Origin of the sequence: Bradyrhizobium sp. 62, from assembly GCF_023073035.1 — a bacterium.
GTDB lineage: Bacteria > Pseudomonadota > Alphaproteobacteria > Rhizobiales > Xanthobacteraceae > Bradyrhizobium.
Window position 1 is genome coordinate 274,508 of the sequence record NZ_JADPIT010000016.1, and the last position, 20,230, is coordinate 294,737.

The following is a 20,230-nucleotide window of genomic DNA, read 5'->3' on the forward strand; positions in this document are numbered from 1 at the left end:
TATTGGTTTGGCGAAAACTCGTTGCCTCCGCCGATCTGCCACAAGAGAGATTCCGCGGTATGGGTCCCGGCCTTCGCCGGGACGACACAAAGTTAGCTCGCCGCGTCGATCTACTTCACCGCGTCGAAGCACCAGGCCAGAATGCCCTTCTGCGCGTGCAGGCGGTTTTCGGCCTCGTCGAACACGACGGATTGCGGACCGTCGATTACCTCATCGGTGACCTCCTCGCCGCGATGGGCGGGCAGGCAGTGCATGAACAGCGCATCCGGCTTGGCCAGCGACATCAGCTGGGCATTGACCTGATAGGGCTTGAGCACGTTGTGGCGGTGCTCGCCTTCCTTGTCGCCCATCGACACCCAGGTGTCGGTCACGACACAATCGGCGCCGCGCACGGCGGCTTCGGCATCGGTGCCGAGCATGATCGGCGCGCCGGTCGCCTTGATGAAGTCGCGCATGGCTTTTTTCGGGGCGAGCTCCGGAGGCGTCGCGACATTGAGCTGGAATTTGAAGCGCTCGGCGGCGTGCGCCCAGGACGCCAGCACGTTGTTGTCGTCTCCGGTCCAGGCCACCGTCTTGCCCTCGATCGGGCCGCGATGTTCCTCGTAGGTCATGAGGTCGGCCATCACCTGGCAGGGATGCGAGCGCCGCGTCAGGCCGTTGATGACGGGAACGGTGGCGTTCGCCGCAAGCTCCAGCAGGGCATCGTGATTGAGGATTCGGATCATGATGGCGTCGACATAGCGCGACAGCACGCGCGCGGTGTCGGCGATGGTCTCGCCGCGGCCGAGCTGCATCTCGGCGCCGGTGAGCATGATGGGCTCGCCGCCGAGCTGGCGCATGGCGACATCGAAAGACACCCGCGTCCGCGTCGAGGGGCGCTCGAAGATCATCGCCAGCGTCTTGCCTTCGAGCGGCCTGACCGGCTGATGCGCCTTCTGCTTCGCCTTCATCGCGGAGGACGCGGCGAGCATGCGCTTGAGCTCCGACAGCGGCAGCTCGTTGATATCGAGGAAGTGCTTCGGTGTTTTCTTGGGTGTATTATCGAGCGACTTGCTCATCAGCTTGCCGCCCGCTTGTTGCCGGATAACGCGGTGCAGGCGCGCTCGAGCCGCCCGACGCTGTCCTCGATCTCGGCTTCGGTGACGATCAAAGGCGGCAGGAAACGCACGACATTGTCGCCGGCACCGACGGTGAGCAGCTTTTCGGCGCGCAAGGCGGCAACGAGATCGCCCGAAGGCACCACGGCCTTGATGCCGATCAGGAGGCCCTCGCCGCGCACTTCGCTGACGACATCAGAGTGGCGGTCGATCACGGAAGCGAGCTTCTGCTTCAGCAACAGCGACATCCTCTGCACGTGGTCGAAGAAGCCGGGCTTGAGCATGACGTCGAGCACGGCGTTCGCAGCCGCGATCGCGAGCGGATTGCCGCCGAAGGTCGAGCCGTGCGAGCCCGGTGTCATGCCGGACGCCGCTTCCGCGGTCGCAAGGCACGCGCCGATCGGGAAGCCGCCGCCGAGCGCCTTGGCCAGCGACATCACGTCGGGTTCGACGCCAAGGCGGCGGTACGCGAACAGATCGCCAGTGCGGCCCATGCCGGTTTGCACCTCGTCGAAGGCGAGCAACAGACCCTTCTCGTCGCAGAGCTGGCGCAACGCCCTCAGGAAGGCGGGCGTTGCCGAACGCACACCGCCCTCGCCCTGGATCGGCTCGATCAGGATGCCGGCGGTCTGCGGACCGATCGCCTTTTTCACCGCGTCGAGATCGCCATGCGCAACCTGGTCGAAGCCCTCCATCGGGGGACCGAAACCTTCGAGATATTTTGCCGAACCCGTCGCGGCCAGCGTCGCCAGCGTGCGGCCATGGAAGGCGCCTTCGAAGGTGATCATGCGATAACGGTCTGGATGGCCCTTCGCGGCGTGATAACGGCGCACGACCTTGATCACGCATTCCAGCGCTTCGGCGCCGGAATTGCAGAAGAACACGAAATCCGCAAAACTTTCATTGCACAGGCGCGCGGCGAGCTTTTCGCCGTCCGGGCTCTGGAACAGGTTCGACATGTGCCAGAGCTTCGTGGCCTGCTCCTGCAACGCCGCGACCAGCGCCGGATGGGCATGGCCGAGCGCATTCACCGCCACCCCGGAGGTGAAATCGAGATAGCGCTCGCCATTGGTCGCGATCAGCCAGCAGCCTTCGCCACGCTCGAAACCGAGGTCGGACCTGGCGAAAACGGGGAGCAAATGCGGCGCTGCGCTGTTAGTCATGACGGTCACTTGAATGTTGCGGACGGTGTGAGCGTGCATTGCGCAACGCACCATCGACCGGCCCGGAAAACGAAACGTGCCGCCTCTTGCGGGCGGCACGTGCGACTATCTTAGGCTTGGTGAAACGGGTGTCAATGCCGCCCGGAAAGCCTCGCGAAACGCTGAATCCGTAGTCTTGCGGTGCCGATTTTGCGGGATTTAGTCACGGAACATGTGGAAGCGAGTCGGCGGACTCTTGCGCGGGAGTCACGCCATATTGTAGCGTTTGGATTGTCAGATACGACATCTCGTGCAGTGGTTCTGATCTTTAAGTCCTTATGTACCGGCGTAAACGTTCGGGCGTTCAAGACGCGCCCGGCGAGCCTTAAGGGATTCTGGCGGCACGGGTTTTTGAAGGCTTAGGCATTCGCTGCGAGGCCCCAGGATGGCTGGCGCGCAGCGAGGGAAAGGGTGCAATGACGGTTTTGACCTGGTCCGATGATCGCGTCGAGCAGCTGAAAAAGCTCTGGGAGGCCGGACTTTCGGCCAGCCAGATCGCGGCGGAGCTCGGCAATGTGACCCGCAATGCCGTGATCGGCAAAGTGCACAGGCTCGGCCTCTCGGGCCGCGCCAAGAGCCCTTCGTCGGCAGCGCCGCGGCCGCGCAAGGCGCGCCCCGCGCAGCACATGATGCGGGTGAGCCGCCCGATCTCGCGCGGCAACACCGCGCTGGCGCAGGCCTTCGAGGTCGAGGCTGAGCCGGATCCGGTCACCTATGACAACGTGGTGCCGATGAGCCAGCGGCTGTCACTGCTGGAATTGAACGAGGCGACCTGCCACTGGCCGGTCGGCGATCCCTCGAGCCCGGACTTCTTCTTCTGCGGTGGACGGGCGCTGTCCGGCCTGCCCTATTGCGCCCAGCACTCGCGCGTCGCGTACCAGCCGGCGTCGGATCGGCGGCGTGCACCGGTGAAGCCGGGGCCGCGCTAATTACCGCAAGTCCCCGCGCGAAGACGGCTCAACGATTTCAGTCTCGTCCCGGCCTAGTGCGCAATTGCGCACGGAGACCGGGACCCATATTCCGAGCGCGCAGTTGTTGCGCGAAAGGAGTCATTCCGAGTCTTCGCCAAACCACGTTCGGTGGTTATGGGTCCCGGATCAGCGCTCGCTTCGCTCGCTTGTCCGTGGCGACGTCGAAGAATTCGGGGACAGCTTGCCAACAAACAAGGCTGCAACCCTACACCTGCTCCGCCTTGGCAAACCGATCATCCAGCGCGTAACCAGCGCCGCGGACGGTGCGGATCGGGTCCTGCTCGCGGCCGAGATTGAGCAGCTTGCGCAGGCGGCCGATATGCACGTCGACGGTGCGCTCGTCGATATAGATGTCGCGGCCCCAGACGCTGTCGAGCAGTTGCTCGCGCGAGAACACCCGTCCCGGGTGCTCCAGGAAGAACTCCAGCAGGCGATATTCGGTCGGACCGAGATCGATCGGCCGGCCCGAGCGCGCCACGCGGCGCTTGTCGCGGTCGAGCTCGATGTCGCCAAAAGCAAGGACGGTGGCGAGCCGCTCGGGGCTTGCGCGCCGCAGCAGGCCTTTCACGCGCGCCAGCAGCTCCGGCACCGAGAATGGCTTGACGATGTAATCGTCGGCGCCGGTCGCAAGACCCCGCACCCGCTCGCTCTCCTCGCCGCGCGCGGTGAGCATGATAATCGGGAGCTGCTTGGTCTCGGGACGGGTGCGAAGCCGCCGGCACAGTTCGATGCCTGACAGGCCCGGCAGCATCCAGTCGAGCACGATCAGATCGGGGATGTGCTCCTTGAGGCGGGTGTCGGCGTCGTCGCCGCGCATCACCGTCTCGACGTCATAGCCGTCGCCTTCGAGGTTGTAGCGGAGAAGCTCGGTCAGGGCTTCCTCGTCCTCAACCACCATAATGCGTGCGCCCATCGGGTCGTCGCTCCCTTAAGTCTTCAGGTGTTCGGTACCGTGCTGGCGAAGGTCGTCATGTCGCCCTTCGGCCGCTTGTCGGTGATCGCCTGGCCCTCGATCATGTAGAACACGGTCTCGGCGATGTTGGTGGCGTGGTCGCCGATCCGCTCGATGTTCTTGGCGCAGAACATCAGGTGAATACAGAACGAGATGTTGCGCGGATCCTCCATCATGTAGGTAAGGAGCTCGCGGAACAGCGAGGTGCAGATGGCGTCGACTTCCTCGTCACCCTTCCACACCGCCATCGCCGCCGGCAAATCATGCGCGGCATAGGCGTCCAGCACCGACTTGACCTGCTGCTGCACGAGGTCGGTCATGTGCTCGAGGCCGCGGAACAGCTTGAGCGGATGGAAGTCCGTCTCCAGCGCCGCAACGCGCTTGCCCATGTTCTTGGCGAGGTCGCCGATGCGCTCGAGATCGGTCGCGACGCGCATGGCGCCGACGATCTCGCGCAGATCGACCGCCATTGGCTGGCGCCGGGCGATGGTGAGCACCGCGCGTTCCTCGATGCGCTTCTGCAGCGCGTCGAGTTCAGTGTCGATGGCGACGACGCGCTGGCCGAGCGGGACGTCGCGGCGGATCAATGCGTCGACGGACTCGACGATCATGCGCTCGGCGATGCCACCCATCTCGGCGACCAGGCGCGTGAGTTCCTGGAGGTCGGTGTCGAAGGCCTTTGCGGTATGTTCAGAACCCATGTCGCGTCTCCTAGCCGAACCGGCCGGTGATGTAATCCTGCGTGCGCCGGTCGGACGGCGACGTGAAGATCTTGCTGGTGTCGTCGAACTCGATCAACTCGCCGAGATACATGAAGGCGGTCTTGTCGGAGACGCGCGCCGCCTGCTGCATGTTGTGGGTGACGATCGCGATCGTGTAATCCTCGGACAGCTCCTGGATCAGCTCCTCGACCTTGGCGGTCGAGATCGGGTCGAGCGCCGAACAGGGTTCGTCGAACAGGATCACCTCGGGCCGCACCGCGACGGTGCGGGCGATGCAGAGGCGCTGCTGCTGGCCGCCGGAGAGCGACAGGCCGGAGGCGTTGAGCTTGTCCTTGACTTCGTTCCACAGCGCGCCGCCGCGCAGCGCCTTCTCGACGCGGCCGTCCATTTCGGACTTCGAGATCTTCTCATAAAGACGGATGCCGAACGCGATGTTCTCGTAGATCGTCATCGGGAACGGCGTCGGTTTCTGGAACACCATGCCGACGCGGGCGCGCAGCAGATTGAGGTCCAGCTTGCCGTCGAGGATGTTGGTCTGGTCGAGCATGAGCTGACCGGTGGCGCGCTGACCGGGATAGAGGTCGTACATCCGGTTGAAGATGCGCAGCAGGGTCGACTTGCCGCAGCCTGACGGACCGATGAACGCCGTGACGCGGTTGGCGCCGAGCGTCAGGTTGATGTTTTTCAGCGCGTGGTGCTCGCCGTAATAGAAGTTCAGGTTGCGCACGGTCACCTTGGGGGGCGCCTCCGGCAGCACTGCCGCGTGCGGCAGTCCACCTGACGCGCTCATCGATACGGAAAGATCACTCATTTTGCGGTCCTCTCGGCGCCAAGGATGCGCGCGAAAATATTAAGGGCAAGAACGGTCAGGGTGATGAGCAGCGCGCCGCTCCAGGCCAGCTGCTTCCAATAGGCATAGGGGCTCTGCACGAAGTTGTTGATGGTCACCGGCAGGTTTGCCATCGTCTTGTTCAGGCCGAGGCTGAAGAACTGGTTCGACAGCGCGGTGAACAGCAGCGGCGCGGTTTCACCGGCGACGCGGGCGGTCGCGAGCAGCACGCCGGTGATGAGGCCCGAACGGGCAGCGCGATAAGCGATCCGCTTGATCACCAGCGAACGCGGCAGGCCGAGCGCCGAGGCCGCCTCGCGCAACGCGTTCGGCACCAGCAGCAGCATGTCCTCGGTCGTGCGCAGCACCACCGGGATCACGATGACCGCGAGCGCGAGCGAGCCCGCGATCGCCGAGAAGCCGCGCATCGGCACCACCACCGCGCCGTAGATGAACAGGCCGATGATGATCGAGGGTGCCGAGAGCAGGATGTCGTTGATGAAGCGGATCACCGAGGTCAGCCGGTCATTGCGGCCGTACTCGGCGAGATAGGTGCCGGCGAACATGCCGAGCGGCGCGCCGATGCCGACGCCGATCACGGTCATGATCAGCGAGCCGACGATGGCGTTGAGCAGTCCGCCCTCGTTCGATCCCGGTGGCGGCGTGTTCTCGGTGAACAGCTGGACATTGAGTCCGGCCAGTCCGTTGTAGAGCAGCGTAATCAGGATCAGCGCGAGCCAGGTGACACCGAAGGCGGTTGCGGCGATGCAGAGCCCGCGGACGACGATGTCCTTGCGGCGGCGGCGTGAATAGATCGGATTCATGGCGTCAGTTCCCCGCCTTCTTTTCCAGCCGCATCAGCATCAGCCGCGCCGCCGCGAGCACGAAGAAGGTCAGCACGAACAGCAGGAGGCCGAGCAGGATCAGGCCGGACTGGTGCAGGCCGTCGCTCTCGGCGAACTCGGATGCGATCGCCGCCGAGATCGTGGTGCCGGGGGCGAAGATCGACGACGAGATCCGGAACGAGTTACCGATGATGAAGGTCACCGCCATGGTCTCGCCGAGCGCGCGGCCCAGCGCCAGCATGACGCCGCCGATGACGCCGACGCGGGTGTAGGGGATCACCACGCTGCGGACGACTTCCCAGGTGGTGCAGCCGACGCCGTAGGCGGCTTCCTTCAGCACCGGAGGCACTGTCTTGAACACGTCGACCGAAATCGAGGTGATGAAGGGCAGCACCATGATGGCGAGGATCAGCGCGGCATTGAACAGGCTGAGATAGGACGGGGGACCTGCGAAGATCGCGCCCAGCACGGGCACGCCGTCGAAGATCTTGATCATGAAGGGCTGGAACGTGTTGGCGAGGAACGGCCCCAACACGAAGAAGCCCCACATGCCGTAGATGATCGAGGGGATGCCGGCGAGCAGCTCGATCGCCATGCCGATCGGGCGGCGCAACCATTGCGGGCAGAGCTCGGTGAGGAAGATCGCAATGCCGAGACCCACGGGAATGGCGATCAGCATCGCGATGAAGGAGGTGACGAGCGTGCCGTACATCGGCCCGAGCGCGCCGAGCACGGGCGGATCGGCGGACGGCGCCCAGCGCTGCGTCCACAGGAACGAGACCCCGAATTCCTTCATCGCCGGGAAGGCGCCGACGATCAGCGAAAGGATAATGCCGCCGAGGATCAGAAGCACCGAGATCGCGGAGAGCCGCGTGATCCAGTAGAAGGTGACGTCCCCGAGCTTGAACGCGCTCAAGGCCTTGGCGCGATCATACGGTCCGGCGTCGTCGATTACATCGCTCTGAACGGCCATCTCTGCCACGCCGATCCCCTGTACCAAATAGTATACGTTTTTTGTTGGTCCGTGCCCCGGATGCGGCGCAGCGCATCCGGGGCACGAGCGTCGCGAGCCTAGCTCTTGATGTCGGCAGCCCAGGTCTTCTCGATCAGCTGAACGACCGGATCCGGCATCGGGATGTAGTCGAGCTCTTCAGCCGCCTTGCCGCCGCTCTTGAAGGCCCAGCGGAAGAACTTGATGGCTTCCTGCGAGGCCGCCTTGTCGGTGGCGTCCTTGTGCATGAGGATGAAGGTCGCCGCCGTGATCGGCCACGACTTCTCGCCGGGCTGGTCGGTCAGGATGACGTAGTAGCCGGGAGCCTTGGCCCAGTCGGCGTTGGCGGCGGCCGCCTGGAACGCTTCGACGGTGGGCTGCACCGGCTTGCCGGCCTTGTTGACGAGACCGGTGTAGGTCAGCTTGTTCTGCTTGGCATAGGCGTACTCGACGTAACCGATCGAGTTCTTGGTCTGGCTGATGTTGCCGGACACGCCTTCGTTGCCCTTGGCGCCGACGCCGACCGGCCACTCGACGGCGGTACCTTCACCGACCTTGCTCTTCCAGTCCGCGCTGGCCTTGGCGAGGTAGTTGGTGAAGTTGAAGGTGGTGCCCGAACCGTCCGAACGGCGGACCACGGTGATGGCTTCCGAGGGCAGCTTCACGTTCGGGTTCAGCTTCTTGATCGCGGCGTCGTCCCATTTGGTGATCTTGCCGAGATAGATGCTGGCCAGCGTCTCGCCGTCGAACACCATCTCACCGGGCTTCACGCCCTCGATGTTGACCACGGGAACGATGGCACCCATCACCATCGGCCACTGGACGAGGCCGTCCTTCTCGAGCTGCTCGGCCTTGAGCGGCGCGTCGCTGGCGCCGAAGGTCACGGTCTTGGCCTGGATCTGCTTGATGCCGCCGCCGGAGCCGATCGACTGGTAGTTCAGGCCGTTGCCGGTCTCTTTCTTGTAGGCGTCGGCCCATTTGGAATAGATCGGGAACGGGAACGTCGCACCGGCACCGGTGATGTCGGCAGCAAAGGCCGCCGTCGTCGATGCGGCGACCATGCCAGCAGCGACGAGTGTTTTGAGGAAATTCATGCTGGTCTCCATACAGGGGAGCGAAGCGCCATCCGCGCCCGATCGCGCTCCCCGTGCCGCCCCTTTAGGAGCGGACAGCTGAGCTTTTACGAAGGTTTGGTGACAGTCGGATGACAGTGTTAAGCAACTGAAATCGCTGGAATTTAGCTCAGAGCCGCAGGCTTGCCCTGGGGGAAACAGGCAGCGAAAGTGGCGCCCTGCTTGGGCACGCTTTCGATCAAAAGCCGGCCGCGATGGCGGTTAAGAATATGTTTCACCAGCGATAATCCGAGGCCGGTGCCGCCCTGCGAGCGGCTGTCGCCGACATCGACCCGGTAGAACCGCTCCGTCAGCCGCGGCAAATGTTCCGGCGCGATGCCGGGGCCGAAATCCCGGACCAGGACCCGGATTTCCTGAGTTCCATCAGGGGCGGAACTGGACGTCAGCGACACGATGACACGACCGCCCGAGGCGCCGTATTTGAGCGCGTTCTCGATCAAATTTTCGAACAGGCGGAGCAGCTCCTCACGGTCGCCCGCGATCAGCACCGGGGTCTCAGGCAGCTGGGTCTCGACCTCGACCTGGCGTTCCCGGGCCAGCGGCTCGAGCCCGTCGGCGACCTGCAAGATGATCGGCAGCAGGTCGACCAGGGTGTCGGGCCGCACATGGGCCGACAGCTCCACCCGCGACAGCGACAGCAGATCGTCGATCAGACGCGCCATCCGGGTGGCCTGGTTGTGCATGATGCCGAGGAAGCGCTCGCGCGCCTTGGGATCGTCCTTGGCTTGGCCCTGGAGCGTGTCGATGAAGCCGGACAGCGCGGCCAGCGGGGTGCGCAGCTCGTGACTGGCATTGGCGACGAAATCGGCCCGCATCTCCTCGACCCGGCGCAGCGGCGTCTGGTCGTGGAAGGTCATCAGCATGCATTTGTCGGCGCCGCCGAAGGTGGTCGGCACCGGCACCGGCGTGATGGTCAGCTCCATCCAGCGATCGACCGGGACATGGTCGAGATAGGTCGCGCGCCGCGGCTCGGTGGTCGCGATCGACTCGCGCAGGGCCGTGATGATCTCGGGCGAGCGCAGCGCGAACTGGGCGAGCTCATTCCGGCGCAGCGCCGGCGCGAGCTGGGCGGCCGCAGCGTTGAGATGGATGACGCGGCCGGCGCGATCGAGCAGCACCGCGGGATCTGGCATGCCGGCGACCACCGCGGCGACTGCCGCGCTCTCGACCGGGTTGACGCGGCGGGTCTCTTCGCGCGAGGCGGCGGTATCGTGCAGGCGCCACGGGATCAGCGCTGCGGCCGCGATGCAGACGAACACCGCAATCGCATGCAGTGCCGACAATTCGCCCAGCGAGACCACCACCGACAGTGCCAGCGCCGCGGCGATCAGGATGACGGTCGAGTGCCGCAGCCGGTCGGACCAGGGCTGGGAGGAGGGAGAAGATGGGGCGTCGATCGCCATCGGGGCGGGCTTCTCCAAAGGACTTTGCGCCGGTCAGGCGCCGCTGTCGCTGCGCTTTCTCACGTAAGCGGCTTCAGGTGCGGGGCCGGGGTCGAGCTTGAGCGCCGCCTGCTGCAGGCGTTTCGATCGCGCGCCGATGATAACTTCGCGAAACGTCAGCAAGATTACAGAAATGACGAAAGGGGACAGATAATAGAGGACGCGGAACAGCAGCATCCCACCCAGCAGCTCCTCCCGGTCCATCTGCCAGAGCCCGACCAGCATCGCCGCGTCGAACACACCAAGGCCTCCGGGCGAATGGCTGGCAAAGCCGAGCAGCGTGGCCGAGACGAAGATCACCGCGACCACCACGAAGCCGAGATTGGGCTCGTCCGGGACCAGCACGTACATCGCGAGCGCGCAGAAGCCGAGATCGATGATGCCGATCGCGATCTGGAGCAGGGTCAGCGGGCCGCCCGGCAGCATCACGGTCCAGGGCCCGCGGCCGACCATCCGCGGCTGGGTCCAGACCCAGACCACGTAAGCGACCAGTCCGACGATGATCATCATCGCCAGCATCCGGTTGAGCCAGGGCGGAAGCATGTCGATCGAGGCCGCGGCCTCCGGATGATAGGAGATGCCGAGGCCCAGCACCGCGGCATTACCGAGCCAGAAGGTCAGGCCGGCGAGGAAACAGATTTTTGCGACGTCGATCGCGTTCAGGCCGTAGGCGGAATAGATGCGGTAGCGCACCGCGCCGCCGGTGAAGACGCTGGCGCCGACATTGTGGCCGATCGAATAGCTGGTGAAGGCGGCGAGCGCGTTGATCCGATAGGGCACGTGGGGGTGGCCGATCGCGCGCACGGCGAACAGGTCGTAGAAGGTCAGCGTGAAATAGCCCGCGGCGACGAACAGCGCCGCCATCGCAATCTGGCTCGGCTCGGTGCTCTTGATCGCTTCGAGGACTTCGTTGACATCGATGCCGCGCAGCATGTGGTAGAGCACATAGCAAGCGATGCCGATGACCGCGACGCTGATCACAACTCCAAGCTTATGCAGGATTTGCTTCTGGCGCAGAAACGACATCGCCCTGCGTATGGCTTCCAGCATCTAAACCTCGAACAACGCTTCAGCGGCCAGGGTGGCCGGCGAACAGGCGGACGACACGCAGGCACCCGACGAATCCTCGCCGGCGGCTCCGGCATCGCGCATGCCCCCTGCCCCTCCACTAGCGCGTTTTGGGGCGGAGTGGAATTCGACAATTCGAACAAAAAGTCGTGGCTTCAAGGTTTTAGGCAGGTTGCGGGCTCCTGATGCACGGTTTGGCGCTTTCGGCGGCAAGCCTGACGCGAATCTCCATGGCAATCCTGCGCAGACGCCATGAAGTTTTGATGATTTCGGCCGTACAATGTTCCGTCACGGCTTAAGTCGAAATCAATCTATGGGCGGGATTCCGCTGTTGAAAGAGGGTCACGCCGCGCGCGGCCGCTGCGGCGCGCACGATTACGTGGCCGACGGCTCGCGCTCGATCATCCGGTTGCACTGCGACATCACAGACGTCATTGCGGCCGCCCGCCAGCGGCCGCGATGAGCACGTCGTTCGGAGGTAGCGTTCTGCTCAGGCCGCAAGCTGCGGGCGCACCGCCTCGATGCCCGCGATCCAGCCGGCGACGGAGCGCCCGATCGCCTCGGGGTGATCCTCCTGGAGGAAATGCAGGCCGGCGCCGAGACGAACCAGCGCGCAGTGCTTCAGGGAGGCTGCGAACCGTTCGGCAAATTCCGGTGCGACCAGAGCTCCGGGCTCGCCGGTGAACAGGAGCTTTGGATAGGACGACGCGGCCAGCACTGCATGCGCGGACTGGAGCGCCTGATAAACGTCAGCGGGCTCGCCTGCGATCGGCATGTCAAGCGCCCACGACGCCTCTTCGCGTTTCACCTGCCGAGCGATGAGTTATCGGAGTTTGAGGCCCAGCGGATTCGAACTCAGGCCGGCGGCATGCTGCGCGCGACCACCCGGTCGCGCAGCCAGGCGCCGATGGCGGCGCCGACGAGGTAGCAGGCGAACATGATCAGGCCGAGGTCGAGCCAGTAGCCGAAGCGGCCGGGGACCACATGCGCGAGCGAGGCCGCGACCAGGCCGGCAACAAGCACGGCGAGCCAGCGCGCGGTCACCTTCGAGGTGCCGTTGCCGCGTTGGACCACCGAGATCCAGCCCATGCAGAAGCCGAGCAGCAGCGAGCCGATCAGCCAGCCCAGATGGAACGAGACGAGATAGGGCATCGTCACCTCACCAGAAATTCGATGCGGCGGTTCTGCGCCTTGGCGTCTTCGCTGTCATTGCCGGCGACCGGCTGCGTGCTGCCGTAGCCGACCGCGGTGAAGCGGCTGGCAGGCAGGCCGGCCTTGACCAGATAGTCGATCACCGCCTGCGCGCGCTTCTCCGAGAGTGCCTGGTTGAAGGAATCCTCGCCGTCGGCATCGGTATGCCCGGCGACCTCGATATTGGTGGTGGGACATCGCAATGCCGTCTCGATCAGATGATCGAGAATGCCGGCGGAATCCGGATCGATGTCGGCGCGCTTCGCCCCGAAGCGAATCTTGGCCTTGGCCAAGAGCTCCGAGAACAATTGCTGGCACACGGTGCCGTCGACCGGCCCGGCTGCGGGTTTCACGGTGATTTCCGGCTTGTACTGCCAATTTTTCGGAAAATCCTTGCCGAGGCCTGCGCGGATGTCGTTGGCGGCACCTTCATATAGCGCATCGCCCGACAGCTTCACCTCGCGGTCGGACACGACGAGCGTGCCGGTCGACAGTCGCGACAGCGCGCCGAGCGCTGCGACCACGGCGGGGCTGAAGGCACCGGGCGCGCCGACGCTGGCCTTGAGATTGTCGACGACCTTTTCGTTGAAGAATTTCCGCGACGCGCTGGTGGCGATGGCGGCGTGGACATTGTTGTCGGGGACATAGCCGGTCAGCGTCACGGTCGCAGCCACCGGATCCTTGTAGGCCTGGAAGACGTAAGGCGGCGCCTTGACGTCGTTGGCGGCGATCGAAAAGCCCTCGGGCAGGTTTTTGAGCGCCGCTGCAACCGCTTCGCGGCCGCCGAGATCGCGCGCCATCCCCGACAGCGTGACTTTGGTGTCTGTGATCGTGATCTTGCCGTCCTTGAGCTTGCCGATCTGGTCGAGCAGCAGCATCGCAGCCGCCTCGAACCGCGGCGGCGCGCCGCGGGCCAAACCCATCTGATCGGCCACCTCGGTACCGGCGACCTCCTTGCGGGCCGCCTCGGTCAGGCGGCCCTTCATCGACGGCAGGGGCGCGGAGCCTGACAGCGTCACCCGCACCACGTCGCGTTCGGCGTTCCAGACGAAGGGCTTTGCCTCGGGAACGAGGCGGGTCCGGTCGTCGACCAGGCGCACGCCGGGCACGGTCTCGACCGCCACAACAGCGTCGCGGCGCCCCTCCTCGGAAAAGGCCTCCGCAGCCAGGCTGACGTCGCGGCCGTCCACCGCGATCCGGGTCTTGTCCAGAACGGTATCCTTTAGCGCCGCCGAGCCGCGGGCGGAAAGGTCCGCCTCGACCGGCAAAGTGTTATTCCAGGCCGCAAATCCCCACATGACGGCCAGGGGGATGAGCCCCGGCCACCATTTGCTGGCCCACCTGAAAAGCTTCTGCATTCGACGACCCGAACTCTGGAACCGGAGACAAAACAAACCCTTGGCGGGCTGTCAAACCGGAAATGACGCCCTTCCGAAGGCCGGGCGTGGACAATTGGAATAACTTTTTCTTCAAGGGTTCTTCCGTAAGTTGAAGGCGGAATGCCAAAGTCCGCCAGCGGGTCATGAAACAACTTCGTAACAACGTCATCCGCGCCGGGCTGGAAGCACTCTATTTCAGCGGCGCCCACCACCTGTTGCGCCCGCTTTTGTCGGGCGTCGGCGCCATTTTCATGCTGCATCACGTGCGGCCGGCCCGGGCCGCGGCGTTTCAGCCGAACCGGCATCTCGAAGTCACCCCCGAATTCCTGCGCGCGACCCTGTGCCATCTGCGCTCGCGTGAGATCGACATCGTCAGCATGGACGAGCTGCATGAGCGGTTGGTGCAGCGCCGGTTCGACCGCCGCTTCGCCGCCTTCACGCTCGACGATGGCTATCGCGACAATCTCGATTTTGCGCTGCCGGTTCTGCGCGAATTTGACGCGCCTCTGGCGGTCTATGTCGCCAGCGACTTCGCGGAGGGCACGGGTCGGCTGTGGTGGGAGGCGCTGGAGGCCGTGATCGCCAAGGCCGAGCAGATCGAGGTGACGATCGGCAATGCCGCGCTGCGGCTCGATGCGACGACGCCAGCCGCCAAGCAGGCGGCGTTCGACCGTCTGCACGACTGGTTGCGCGCATTGCCCGGCGAGCACGATCTCAAGCGCGAGATCGAGGCGCTCTGCACGAAGTACGGTGTCGACATGGCCGCGCTGTGCCGCAGCCTCTGCCTGTCCTGGGACGAGGTGAAGACATTTGCCGCCGATCCCCTGGTCACGATCGGCGCGCATTCTGTCAGCCATTGCAATCTCGCCAAGCAAAGCGAAGCGATCGCCACGCAGGAGATGGCGGTGAGCCGCGCCCGGATCGAGCAGGCGCTCGGCCGCAATGTCCAGCATCTTGCCTATCCCTATGGCGATCGCGAGGCGGCGGGCGAGCGTGAATTCGTGCTCGCTGCATCCGCCGGTTTCAAGACCGCGGTGACGACGCGACCCGGCATGCTGTTCGCCGAAAACGCCGGCCACATGACCGCGCTGCCACGGGTCTCGCTCAACGGCAATTACCAGGACACGCGGATTCTGCCGGTGCTGACCTCGGGCGCCGCGACCGCGATGTGGAACGGCTTCCGCAGGATCGCGGCGGCTTAAATTTCTCCGTCTTCGCTGCCCGAACTCAGACGTGGTCCTGGCGAAAGCCAGGACGATGATGCGGCGCCTTCCTTGACTCCCCTCCCCACCCCGCTCACAACCGGCGCAAACCAAGGGAGGCACCATGTTCAACGATCTGTTCTCGCTCAAAGGCCGCGTCGCGCTGGTGACCGGCGGTTCGCGCGGCATCGGCAAGATGATCGCGGCGGGATTTCTCAGCGCAGGGGCCGCGAAGGTCTACATCACCGCGCGCAAGGCCGGGCCTTGCGAGGCGACCGCGAACGAGCTCTCCGCACAGTATGACGGAGAATGCATCGCACTGCCGATCGACATCTCGACCGTCGACGGCTGCGACAGGCTCGCTGGCGAAATCATCAAGCTGGAGCCGAAGCTCGACATCCTCGTCAACAATGCCGGGGCTGCCTGGGGCGCGGAGTTCGACGAATTCCCCGAAAGCGGCTGGGACAAGGTAATGGACCTCAACGTCAAGTCGCTGTTCTTCCTGACCAAGGCGCTGGCCAAGCCGCTGCGCGCGGCGGCTTCGCATGAGCGGCCCGCCAAGGTCATCAACATCGCCTCGGTCGACGGCATCTTCGTCAATCCCGGCGAGACCTACTCCTATGCTGCGAGCAAGGCCGCGGTGATCCATTTGACGCGGCGCATGGCGACGAAACTGATCAAGGACAACATCAACGTCACCGCGATCGCGCCCGGCGCGTTCAAGTCCGACATGAACCGGGCTGCGCGCGACCATTCGGACGAGGTCGCCAAGCGCATTCCGGCGCGGCGGATCGGAACCGACGAGGACATGGCCGGCGTGGCGATCTATCTCGCCTCGCGCGCCGGTGACTACGTGGTCGGCAACACCATCGCGGTGGATGGCGGCGTGGTGTACGCGAACGCGGGCCTGGAGATCGCGGGGTAGGCGGGGGCGCGTCAGAACGACGCCCTCACCTCACACTCCAGTGTCGTCCCGGCCTACGACTCGATCCTCACATACTCGAAATCGCCGGGCTTGTTGTCGATGCCGACTTTCGGCGGCGAGATCCAGGAGGCGAACTGGCCGGTCTCAGTGACGGGCTGCATCAGCGAGGTGATGAAGTCGCCGTCGGCGGTCGATGGCAGCCATTCGTCCTTGCGCTTCGCCCAGGTGGCATCGTCGATCAAAATGCCGTCGGGCGTCGCGTGGATACTCTTGAACTCGCCGATATGGCGATGGAAGGCGACGTTGGGCAGCTTGAGCTGAAACTGGTAGCCGGAGGTCGAGATCACCTTGTTCCAGCGCAGCATGCCCTTGACGCAATCCTGGCTGTAATCGTCGCGCAGGCGCATGTTGAGCGCGGTCAGCGCCGGCTCGTCCACCAGCTTGATCTCGCCATCGATGAACTTCAGCACCGGATAGGTCGCGTTCTTGAGCTGATGATCGTCGTCGATCTGGGTCTCGTGATAGCGGCCCTTGATGCCGGTGTTGAAGGCGTTCGCCGCGTTTGTCGAGACTTCCGAGCCAAACAGATCGAGCGACAGCGTATAGTGCAGATTCAGCTTCTTCTGGATGGTCGGCAGATCGATCACGCCGAGCGCGCGGACTTTCGCGATATCGGTGGGATCGGTGATGCCGGCTTCCCGCATCGCATCGCAGGTGCGCTGCACGACACGCGTGATGCCGGTCTCGCCGACGAACATGTGGTGCGCTTCTTCCGTCAGCATGAAGCGGCAGGTGCGCGACAACGGATCGAAGCCGGACTGCGCCAGCGAGTGCAGCTGCATCTTGCCGTCGCGGTCGGTGAAATAGGTGAACATGAAGAAGGACAGCCAGTCCGGCGTCGCCTCGTTGAAGGCGCCCAGCATGCGCGGCGAGTCGGCGTCACCCGAACGGCGACGCAACAAATCGTCGGCCTCTTCACGTCCGTCGCGGCCAAAGTACTTTTGCAGCAGGTACACCATCGCCCAGAGGTGACGGCCTTCCTCGACATTGACCTGGAACAGATTGCGCATGTCGTACAGCGAGGGCGCGGTCTTGCCGAGGTGGCGCTGCTGCTCCACGGAGGCAGGCTCGGTGTCGCCTTGGATCACGATCAGACGGCGCAGCATGGCGCGATATTCACCCGGGACTTCCTGCCAGGCCGGCTCGCCGAAATGCTCGCCGAACGGCACGACGCGGTTCTCTTCCTGGGGAGCAAGGAGAATGCCCCAGCGATACTCGGGCATCCGCACGTAGTCGAACTTGGCCCAGCCGCGCGGATCGACCGAATAGGCGGTCCGCAAGTACACCAGCGATTCCTGGAAGCCTTCCGGCCCCATGTCTTTCCACCAGTCCATGTAGCCGGGATGCCAGCCTTCCAGCGCCTTGAGCACCTGGCGGTCTTCGGCCAGATTGACGTTGTTCGGAATCTTGGTCGAGTAGTCGACGTTCATGATGTTCATGGAGGACCTCCCGTGGGGGACTTACTCGTTTAAAGGGTGCGAATGGCGAGTGGCGAGTGGCGAGTAGCGAATGGAAATCCCTATTCGCCCTTCGCCACTCCCCACTCGCTAGACTCGCGTCATATCGAATTTCGGCTTCTGGCCGCTGCCGTAGCGGCGCAGCGCGCCTTCCTCACCGACCGCGTTCGGGCGCTGGAAGATCCAGTTCTGCCACGCGGTGAGGCGCGAGAAGATTTTCGATTCCATCGTCTCGGGGCCGACGAAGCGCAGGTTCGCTTCCATGCCGGTGAGGCTGTCGGGCGAGAAGCTGGCGCGCTCCTCCAGGAATACGCGGACCTCGTCGTCCCAGTCGATGTCGTCGAGCGCGAAGGTGACGAGACCGAGCTCTTCGGCCTGCTCGGCGTCCAACGCGGTGCCCATCGTGGCTTCCGCGCGTTCCACATCGGCTGGATCGGCCTGGAAGCGCGACTGAAGCCGCGTCAGGCCATGGCTCATCGGATAAGGGCCAAAATTCAGCGCTGACAGTTCGATCGACGGCGGCGGGCGGTTGTCGCCCTGGCGCGTGCCGATCAGCATGTAGGAGCGGTCGGCGGCGAAGACGAGTTCGGCGAGCGTGCCGGCGAAGCAGGAGCCGGGCTCGACCAGCGTCACCAGCGTGCGCGAGGTGACGTCGATGCGCTTCAAGACGCGCTTCCAGTAATGCCTGATTTCGTTGACCAGCCAGTGCGCCTTGTTGGCTTCGAGGAAGGCGTCGCAGGCGAGCACATGGGCGCGGTCGCCATGGCTCTTGAAGACCAGCATGGCGATCTCGAGCTCGTTGATGCGCAGATGCAGGATGGCGTCATCGAGTTCGCGCGCGACCTGGAGCGGCCAGAACGCGACACCCTGCGCCATCATGCCGTCGATGTCAGCGGGCGGCGCGGCTTCAGGCGCCTTGATCGAGATCGTGGCGATGCGTGCCGCGCGGTCGATGTCGACGCTGACAAAGCCATAGCGGATGCTGGTCTCATCGATGATGCGCTTGAGCGGCGTCAGCGCGATGCCCTTGCCGCTGCCCTTGCGCTTCGAGCTGTCGGCGAATTCCCTCGCGCGCTCGGCAACCTTGCCTTCGAGCTTGCTGTTCGGCGCGATCTCGTCGACCAGGCGCCATTGCACGGCGCGCTTGCCCTTCACGCCTTCTTCGATGGTGCAGAAGAAATCGGCGTGATCGCGGCGCACCTTGCGCTTGTCGACCACACGCGTGAGGCCGCCGGTGCCCGGCAGCACGGCGAGCAGCGGCACTTCGGGCAAGGCGACGGCGGACGCGCCGTCATCGGCGAGCATGATGTAGTCGGTGGCGAGCGCGAGCTCATAGCCGCCGCCGGCGGCCGAGCCGTTCACCACGGTGATGAAGCGCTGGCCGGAATTCTCCGACGAGTCTTCCATGCCGTTGCGGGTCTCGTTGGTGAACTTGCAGAAATTGACCTTGTGGGCATGCGTCGAGCCCGCGAGCATGCGGATGTTGGCGCCGGCGCAGAACACGCGGTTCTTGGCCGAGCGCATCACCACGACCTTCACCTCGGGGTGCTCGAAGCGCAGGCGCTGGACCGCGTCGGCAAGCTCGATGTCGACGCCGAGATCGTAGGAATTGAGCTTGAGCAGATAGCCCTCGAACAGGCCGCCGTTCTCATCGACGTCCATGGTCAGGGTGGCGACGTCACCGTCGATCGCGAGCTTCCAGTGCCGGTAGCGGGACGGCTCGGTCTGGAAATCGATGAATGTCGCGCCGCCTGCGAGGCGCCGATCTTCCCCGGCCATGGGCCACCCTTGAGCTTGATTACGCGTTTTCGCTGTCGTGTTAGATGCACAATAATGCACATTTTCGCGCGCGTCTACCCGTTAAGCGACCGAACATGCATTTTGTTTCATGCCTTCGCGCAGCGAAGCTGCTGCAAATTGCTCAATCGCGTCAAGCGTCTGTCCCGGAGCTTCGCGGTGGGGAGAATGCGCCGCGCCTGAAATGACTTTCAAATCGACCGGGCAATAGCATTCTTGCTGCGCGATCTCGACCTGACGCAATGTCCCATATTGGTCGTCCGCTCCCTGCAGGATCATGACGGGGACGCGGATATAGGCGAGATATTCCGAGATATCCCAGTCGCGGAATTTCGGATCGAGCCAGGCGGCGTTCCAGCCGTAGAAGGCGTTGTCGACGTCCTTGTGCCAGCGCGCGAGCTTTGCCTTCAGGTCGGTGGTCTCGAAGGTGGTCTTGATGTCCGCAATCGACTTCACCGAGATGTCCTCGACGATGAAATGCGGCGCGATCAGCACGAGGCCGTTCAGGCGATGATCCTGATGCGCGCCGGCATAGATCGTCGCGATCGAGGCGCCGTCGGAGTGGCCGAGCAGCAGGCCGCGCCTGAAGCCGATCGCGTCGAGGATCTTCGGCAGCACGTCCAAGGCCTCGCGCTGCATGTAGTCGAGCGGGCGCGGCAACGTGACCGGGCTCGATTGGCCATAGCCTGCACGCGAATAGGCAAAGATGCCGGCGGAGGTTGTCTGCTGCAGCTTTTCCGGGAAGTCACCCCAGAGCCCGACGGAGCCGAGGCCTTCGTGCAGCATGACGATGGTGGGTGCATCGGCGGATTTCGGCGCGAGCCATTTGTATTCGAGGCTGGCGTTGCCGATGCTGAGGAAGCCGGTGGGAGTGAGAGTCATTTCTTCGTCCGTCCTTCTCCGTCGTCATGCCCGGGCTTGACCCGGGCATCCACGTCGCTCCTCAATCGCGGTCGCGCGTGGATGG

General features: G+C 64.4%; 18 protein-coding genes and 1 pseudogene. 3 read left to right on the forward strand and 16 right to left on the reverse strand.

Annotated elements, in window-relative coordinates; all coding sequences use genetic code 11:
* Positions 1-110: 110 nt before the first annotated feature.
* On the reverse strand, positions 111-1,058 hold the full coding sequence (gene argF / locus IVB47_RS20315) for an ornithine carbamoyltransferase (RefSeq protein ID WP_247463665.1): 948 nt from the start codon (positions 1,056-1,058) through the stop codon (positions 111-113).
* Positions 1,058-2,260: an aspartate aminotransferase family protein gene (locus tag IVB47_RS20320; RefSeq protein ID WP_247463668.1), complete on the reverse strand. Its 1,203-nt coding sequence runs from the start codon at positions 2,258-2,260 to the stop codon at positions 1,058-1,060. Before IVB47_RS20320 ends, argF begins: the two co-directional genes overlap by 1 nt.
* A gap of 455 nt (positions 2,261-2,715) precedes the next feature.
* On the opposite strand from IVB47_RS20320, the gene IVB47_RS20325 reads away from it, so the two are divergent.
* The gene (locus IVB47_RS20325) at positions 2,716-3,228 is read left to right on the forward strand and encodes a GcrA family cell cycle regulator (protein ID WP_007597869.1); all 513 of its coding nucleotides are present in this window, start codon (positions 2,716-2,718) and stop codon (positions 3,226-3,228) included.
* Positions 3,229-3,475: 247 nt separating this feature from the next.
* Here the strand turns inward: IVB47_RS20325 and phoB are convergent, their stop codons facing one another.
* From phoB to IVB47_RS20380, 11 genes and pseudogenes are all read right to left on the reverse strand, one after another.
* Positions 3,476-4,183, reverse strand: coding sequence for a phosphate regulon transcriptional regulator PhoB (phoB, locus tag IVB47_RS20330; protein WP_007597871.1), 708 nt, complete (start codon positions 4,181-4,183; stop codon positions 3,476-3,478).
* Between the two features lie 23 nt (positions 4,184-4,206).
* Positions 4,207-4,923: a phosphate signaling complex protein PhoU gene (gene phoU / locus IVB47_RS20335; protein ID WP_247285324.1), complete on the reverse strand. Its 717-nt coding sequence runs from the start codon at positions 4,921-4,923 to the stop codon at positions 4,207-4,209.
* Positions 4,924-4,933: 10 nt separating this feature from the next.
* Positions 4,934-5,755 carry a phosphate ABC transporter ATP-binding protein PstB gene (gene pstB / locus IVB47_RS20340; RefSeq protein WP_027565896.1) on the reverse strand — a complete coding sequence of 274 codons (822 nt, stop codon included), beginning with the start codon at positions 5,753-5,755 and terminating at the stop codon, positions 4,934-4,936.
* A complete protein-coding gene (gene pstA, locus IVB47_RS20345) occupies positions 5,752-6,597 on the reverse strand; it encodes a phosphate ABC transporter permease PstA (RefSeq protein ID WP_018456065.1) in 846 nt (281 codons plus the stop codon). The genes pstB and pstA overlap by 4 nt, the downstream gene beginning before the upstream one ends.
* 4 nt (positions 6,598-6,601) lie before the next feature.
* Complete coding sequence (gene pstC / locus IVB47_RS20350; protein WP_247285473.1) at positions 6,602-7,591, reverse strand: phosphate ABC transporter permease subunit PstC; 990 nt, start codon at positions 7,589-7,591, stop codon at positions 6,602-6,604.
* 98 nt (positions 7,592-7,689) lie between these two features.
* A complete protein-coding gene (gene pstS / locus IVB47_RS20355) occupies positions 7,690-8,703 on the reverse strand; it encodes a phosphate ABC transporter substrate-binding protein PstS (protein ID WP_106941486.1) in 1,014 nt (337 codons plus the stop codon).
* A 143-nt stretch (positions 8,704-8,846) separates the two neighbouring features.
* Positions 8,847-10,145 carry an ATP-binding protein gene (locus tag IVB47_RS20360; RefSeq protein WP_247357609.1) on the reverse strand — a complete coding sequence of 433 codons (1,299 nt, stop codon included), beginning with the start codon at positions 10,143-10,145 and terminating at the stop codon, positions 8,847-8,849.
* 33 nt (positions 10,146-10,178) lie between these two features.
* Complete coding sequence (locus IVB47_RS20365; RefSeq protein WP_018456061.1) at positions 10,179-11,234, reverse strand: lysylphosphatidylglycerol synthase domain-containing protein; 1,056 nt, start codon at positions 11,232-11,234, stop codon at positions 10,179-10,181.
* 508 nt (positions 11,235-11,742) lie between these two features.
* Positions 11,743-12,030 (reverse strand): annotated as a pseudogene (locus IVB47_RS20370) (haloalkane dehalogenase); the annotation flags it as partial.
* 77 nt (positions 12,031-12,107) lie between these two features.
* A complete protein-coding gene (locus tag IVB47_RS20375; RefSeq protein WP_247285315.1) occupies positions 12,108-12,404 on the reverse strand; it encodes a hypothetical protein in 297 nt (98 codons plus the stop codon).
* A gap of 2 nt (positions 12,405-12,406) precedes the next feature.
* A complete protein-coding gene (locus IVB47_RS20380) occupies positions 12,407-13,801 on the reverse strand; it encodes an OmpA family protein (RefSeq protein WP_247463671.1) in 1,395 nt (464 codons plus the stop codon).
* Between the two features lie 164 nt (positions 13,802-13,965).
* On the opposite strand from IVB47_RS20380, the gene IVB47_RS20385 reads away from it, so the two are divergent.
* Both IVB47_RS20385 and IVB47_RS20390 read left to right on the forward strand, forming a co-directional pair.
* Complete coding sequence (locus tag IVB47_RS20385; protein ID WP_247463674.1) at positions 13,966-15,024, forward strand: polysaccharide deacetylase family protein; 1,059 nt, start codon at positions 13,966-13,968, stop codon at positions 15,022-15,024.
* A 124-nt stretch (positions 15,025-15,148) separates the two neighbouring features.
* The gene (locus IVB47_RS20390) at positions 15,149-15,949 is read left to right on the forward strand and encodes an SDR family oxidoreductase (RefSeq protein WP_247404466.1); all 801 of its coding nucleotides are present in this window, start codon (positions 15,149-15,151) and stop codon (positions 15,947-15,949) included.
* A 53-nt stretch (positions 15,950-16,002) separates the two neighbouring features.
* On the opposite strand, the gene boxB is transcribed toward IVB47_RS20390, so the two are convergent.
* From boxB to IVB47_RS20405, 3 genes are all read right to left on the reverse strand, one after another.
* Positions 16,003-17,439: a benzoyl-CoA 2,3-epoxidase subunit BoxB gene (boxB, locus tag IVB47_RS20395; RefSeq protein WP_247358105.1), complete on the reverse strand. Its 1,437-nt coding sequence runs from the start codon at positions 17,437-17,439 to the stop codon at positions 16,003-16,005.
* Between the two features lie 117 nt (positions 17,440-17,556).
* Entirely contained in the window at positions 17,557-19,245 is a 1,689-nt protein-coding gene (gene boxC / locus IVB47_RS20400) for a 2,3-epoxybenzoyl-CoA dihydrolase (protein ID WP_247463676.1), read from the reverse strand.
* Between the two features lie 81 nt (positions 19,246-19,326).
* Positions 19,327-20,145 (reverse strand): alpha/beta hydrolase, encoded by an 819-nt coding sequence (locus IVB47_RS20405; protein WP_247463678.1) that lies wholly within the window; start codon positions 20,143-20,145, stop codon positions 19,327-19,329.
* Positions 20,146-20,230 lie beyond the last annotated feature (85 nt).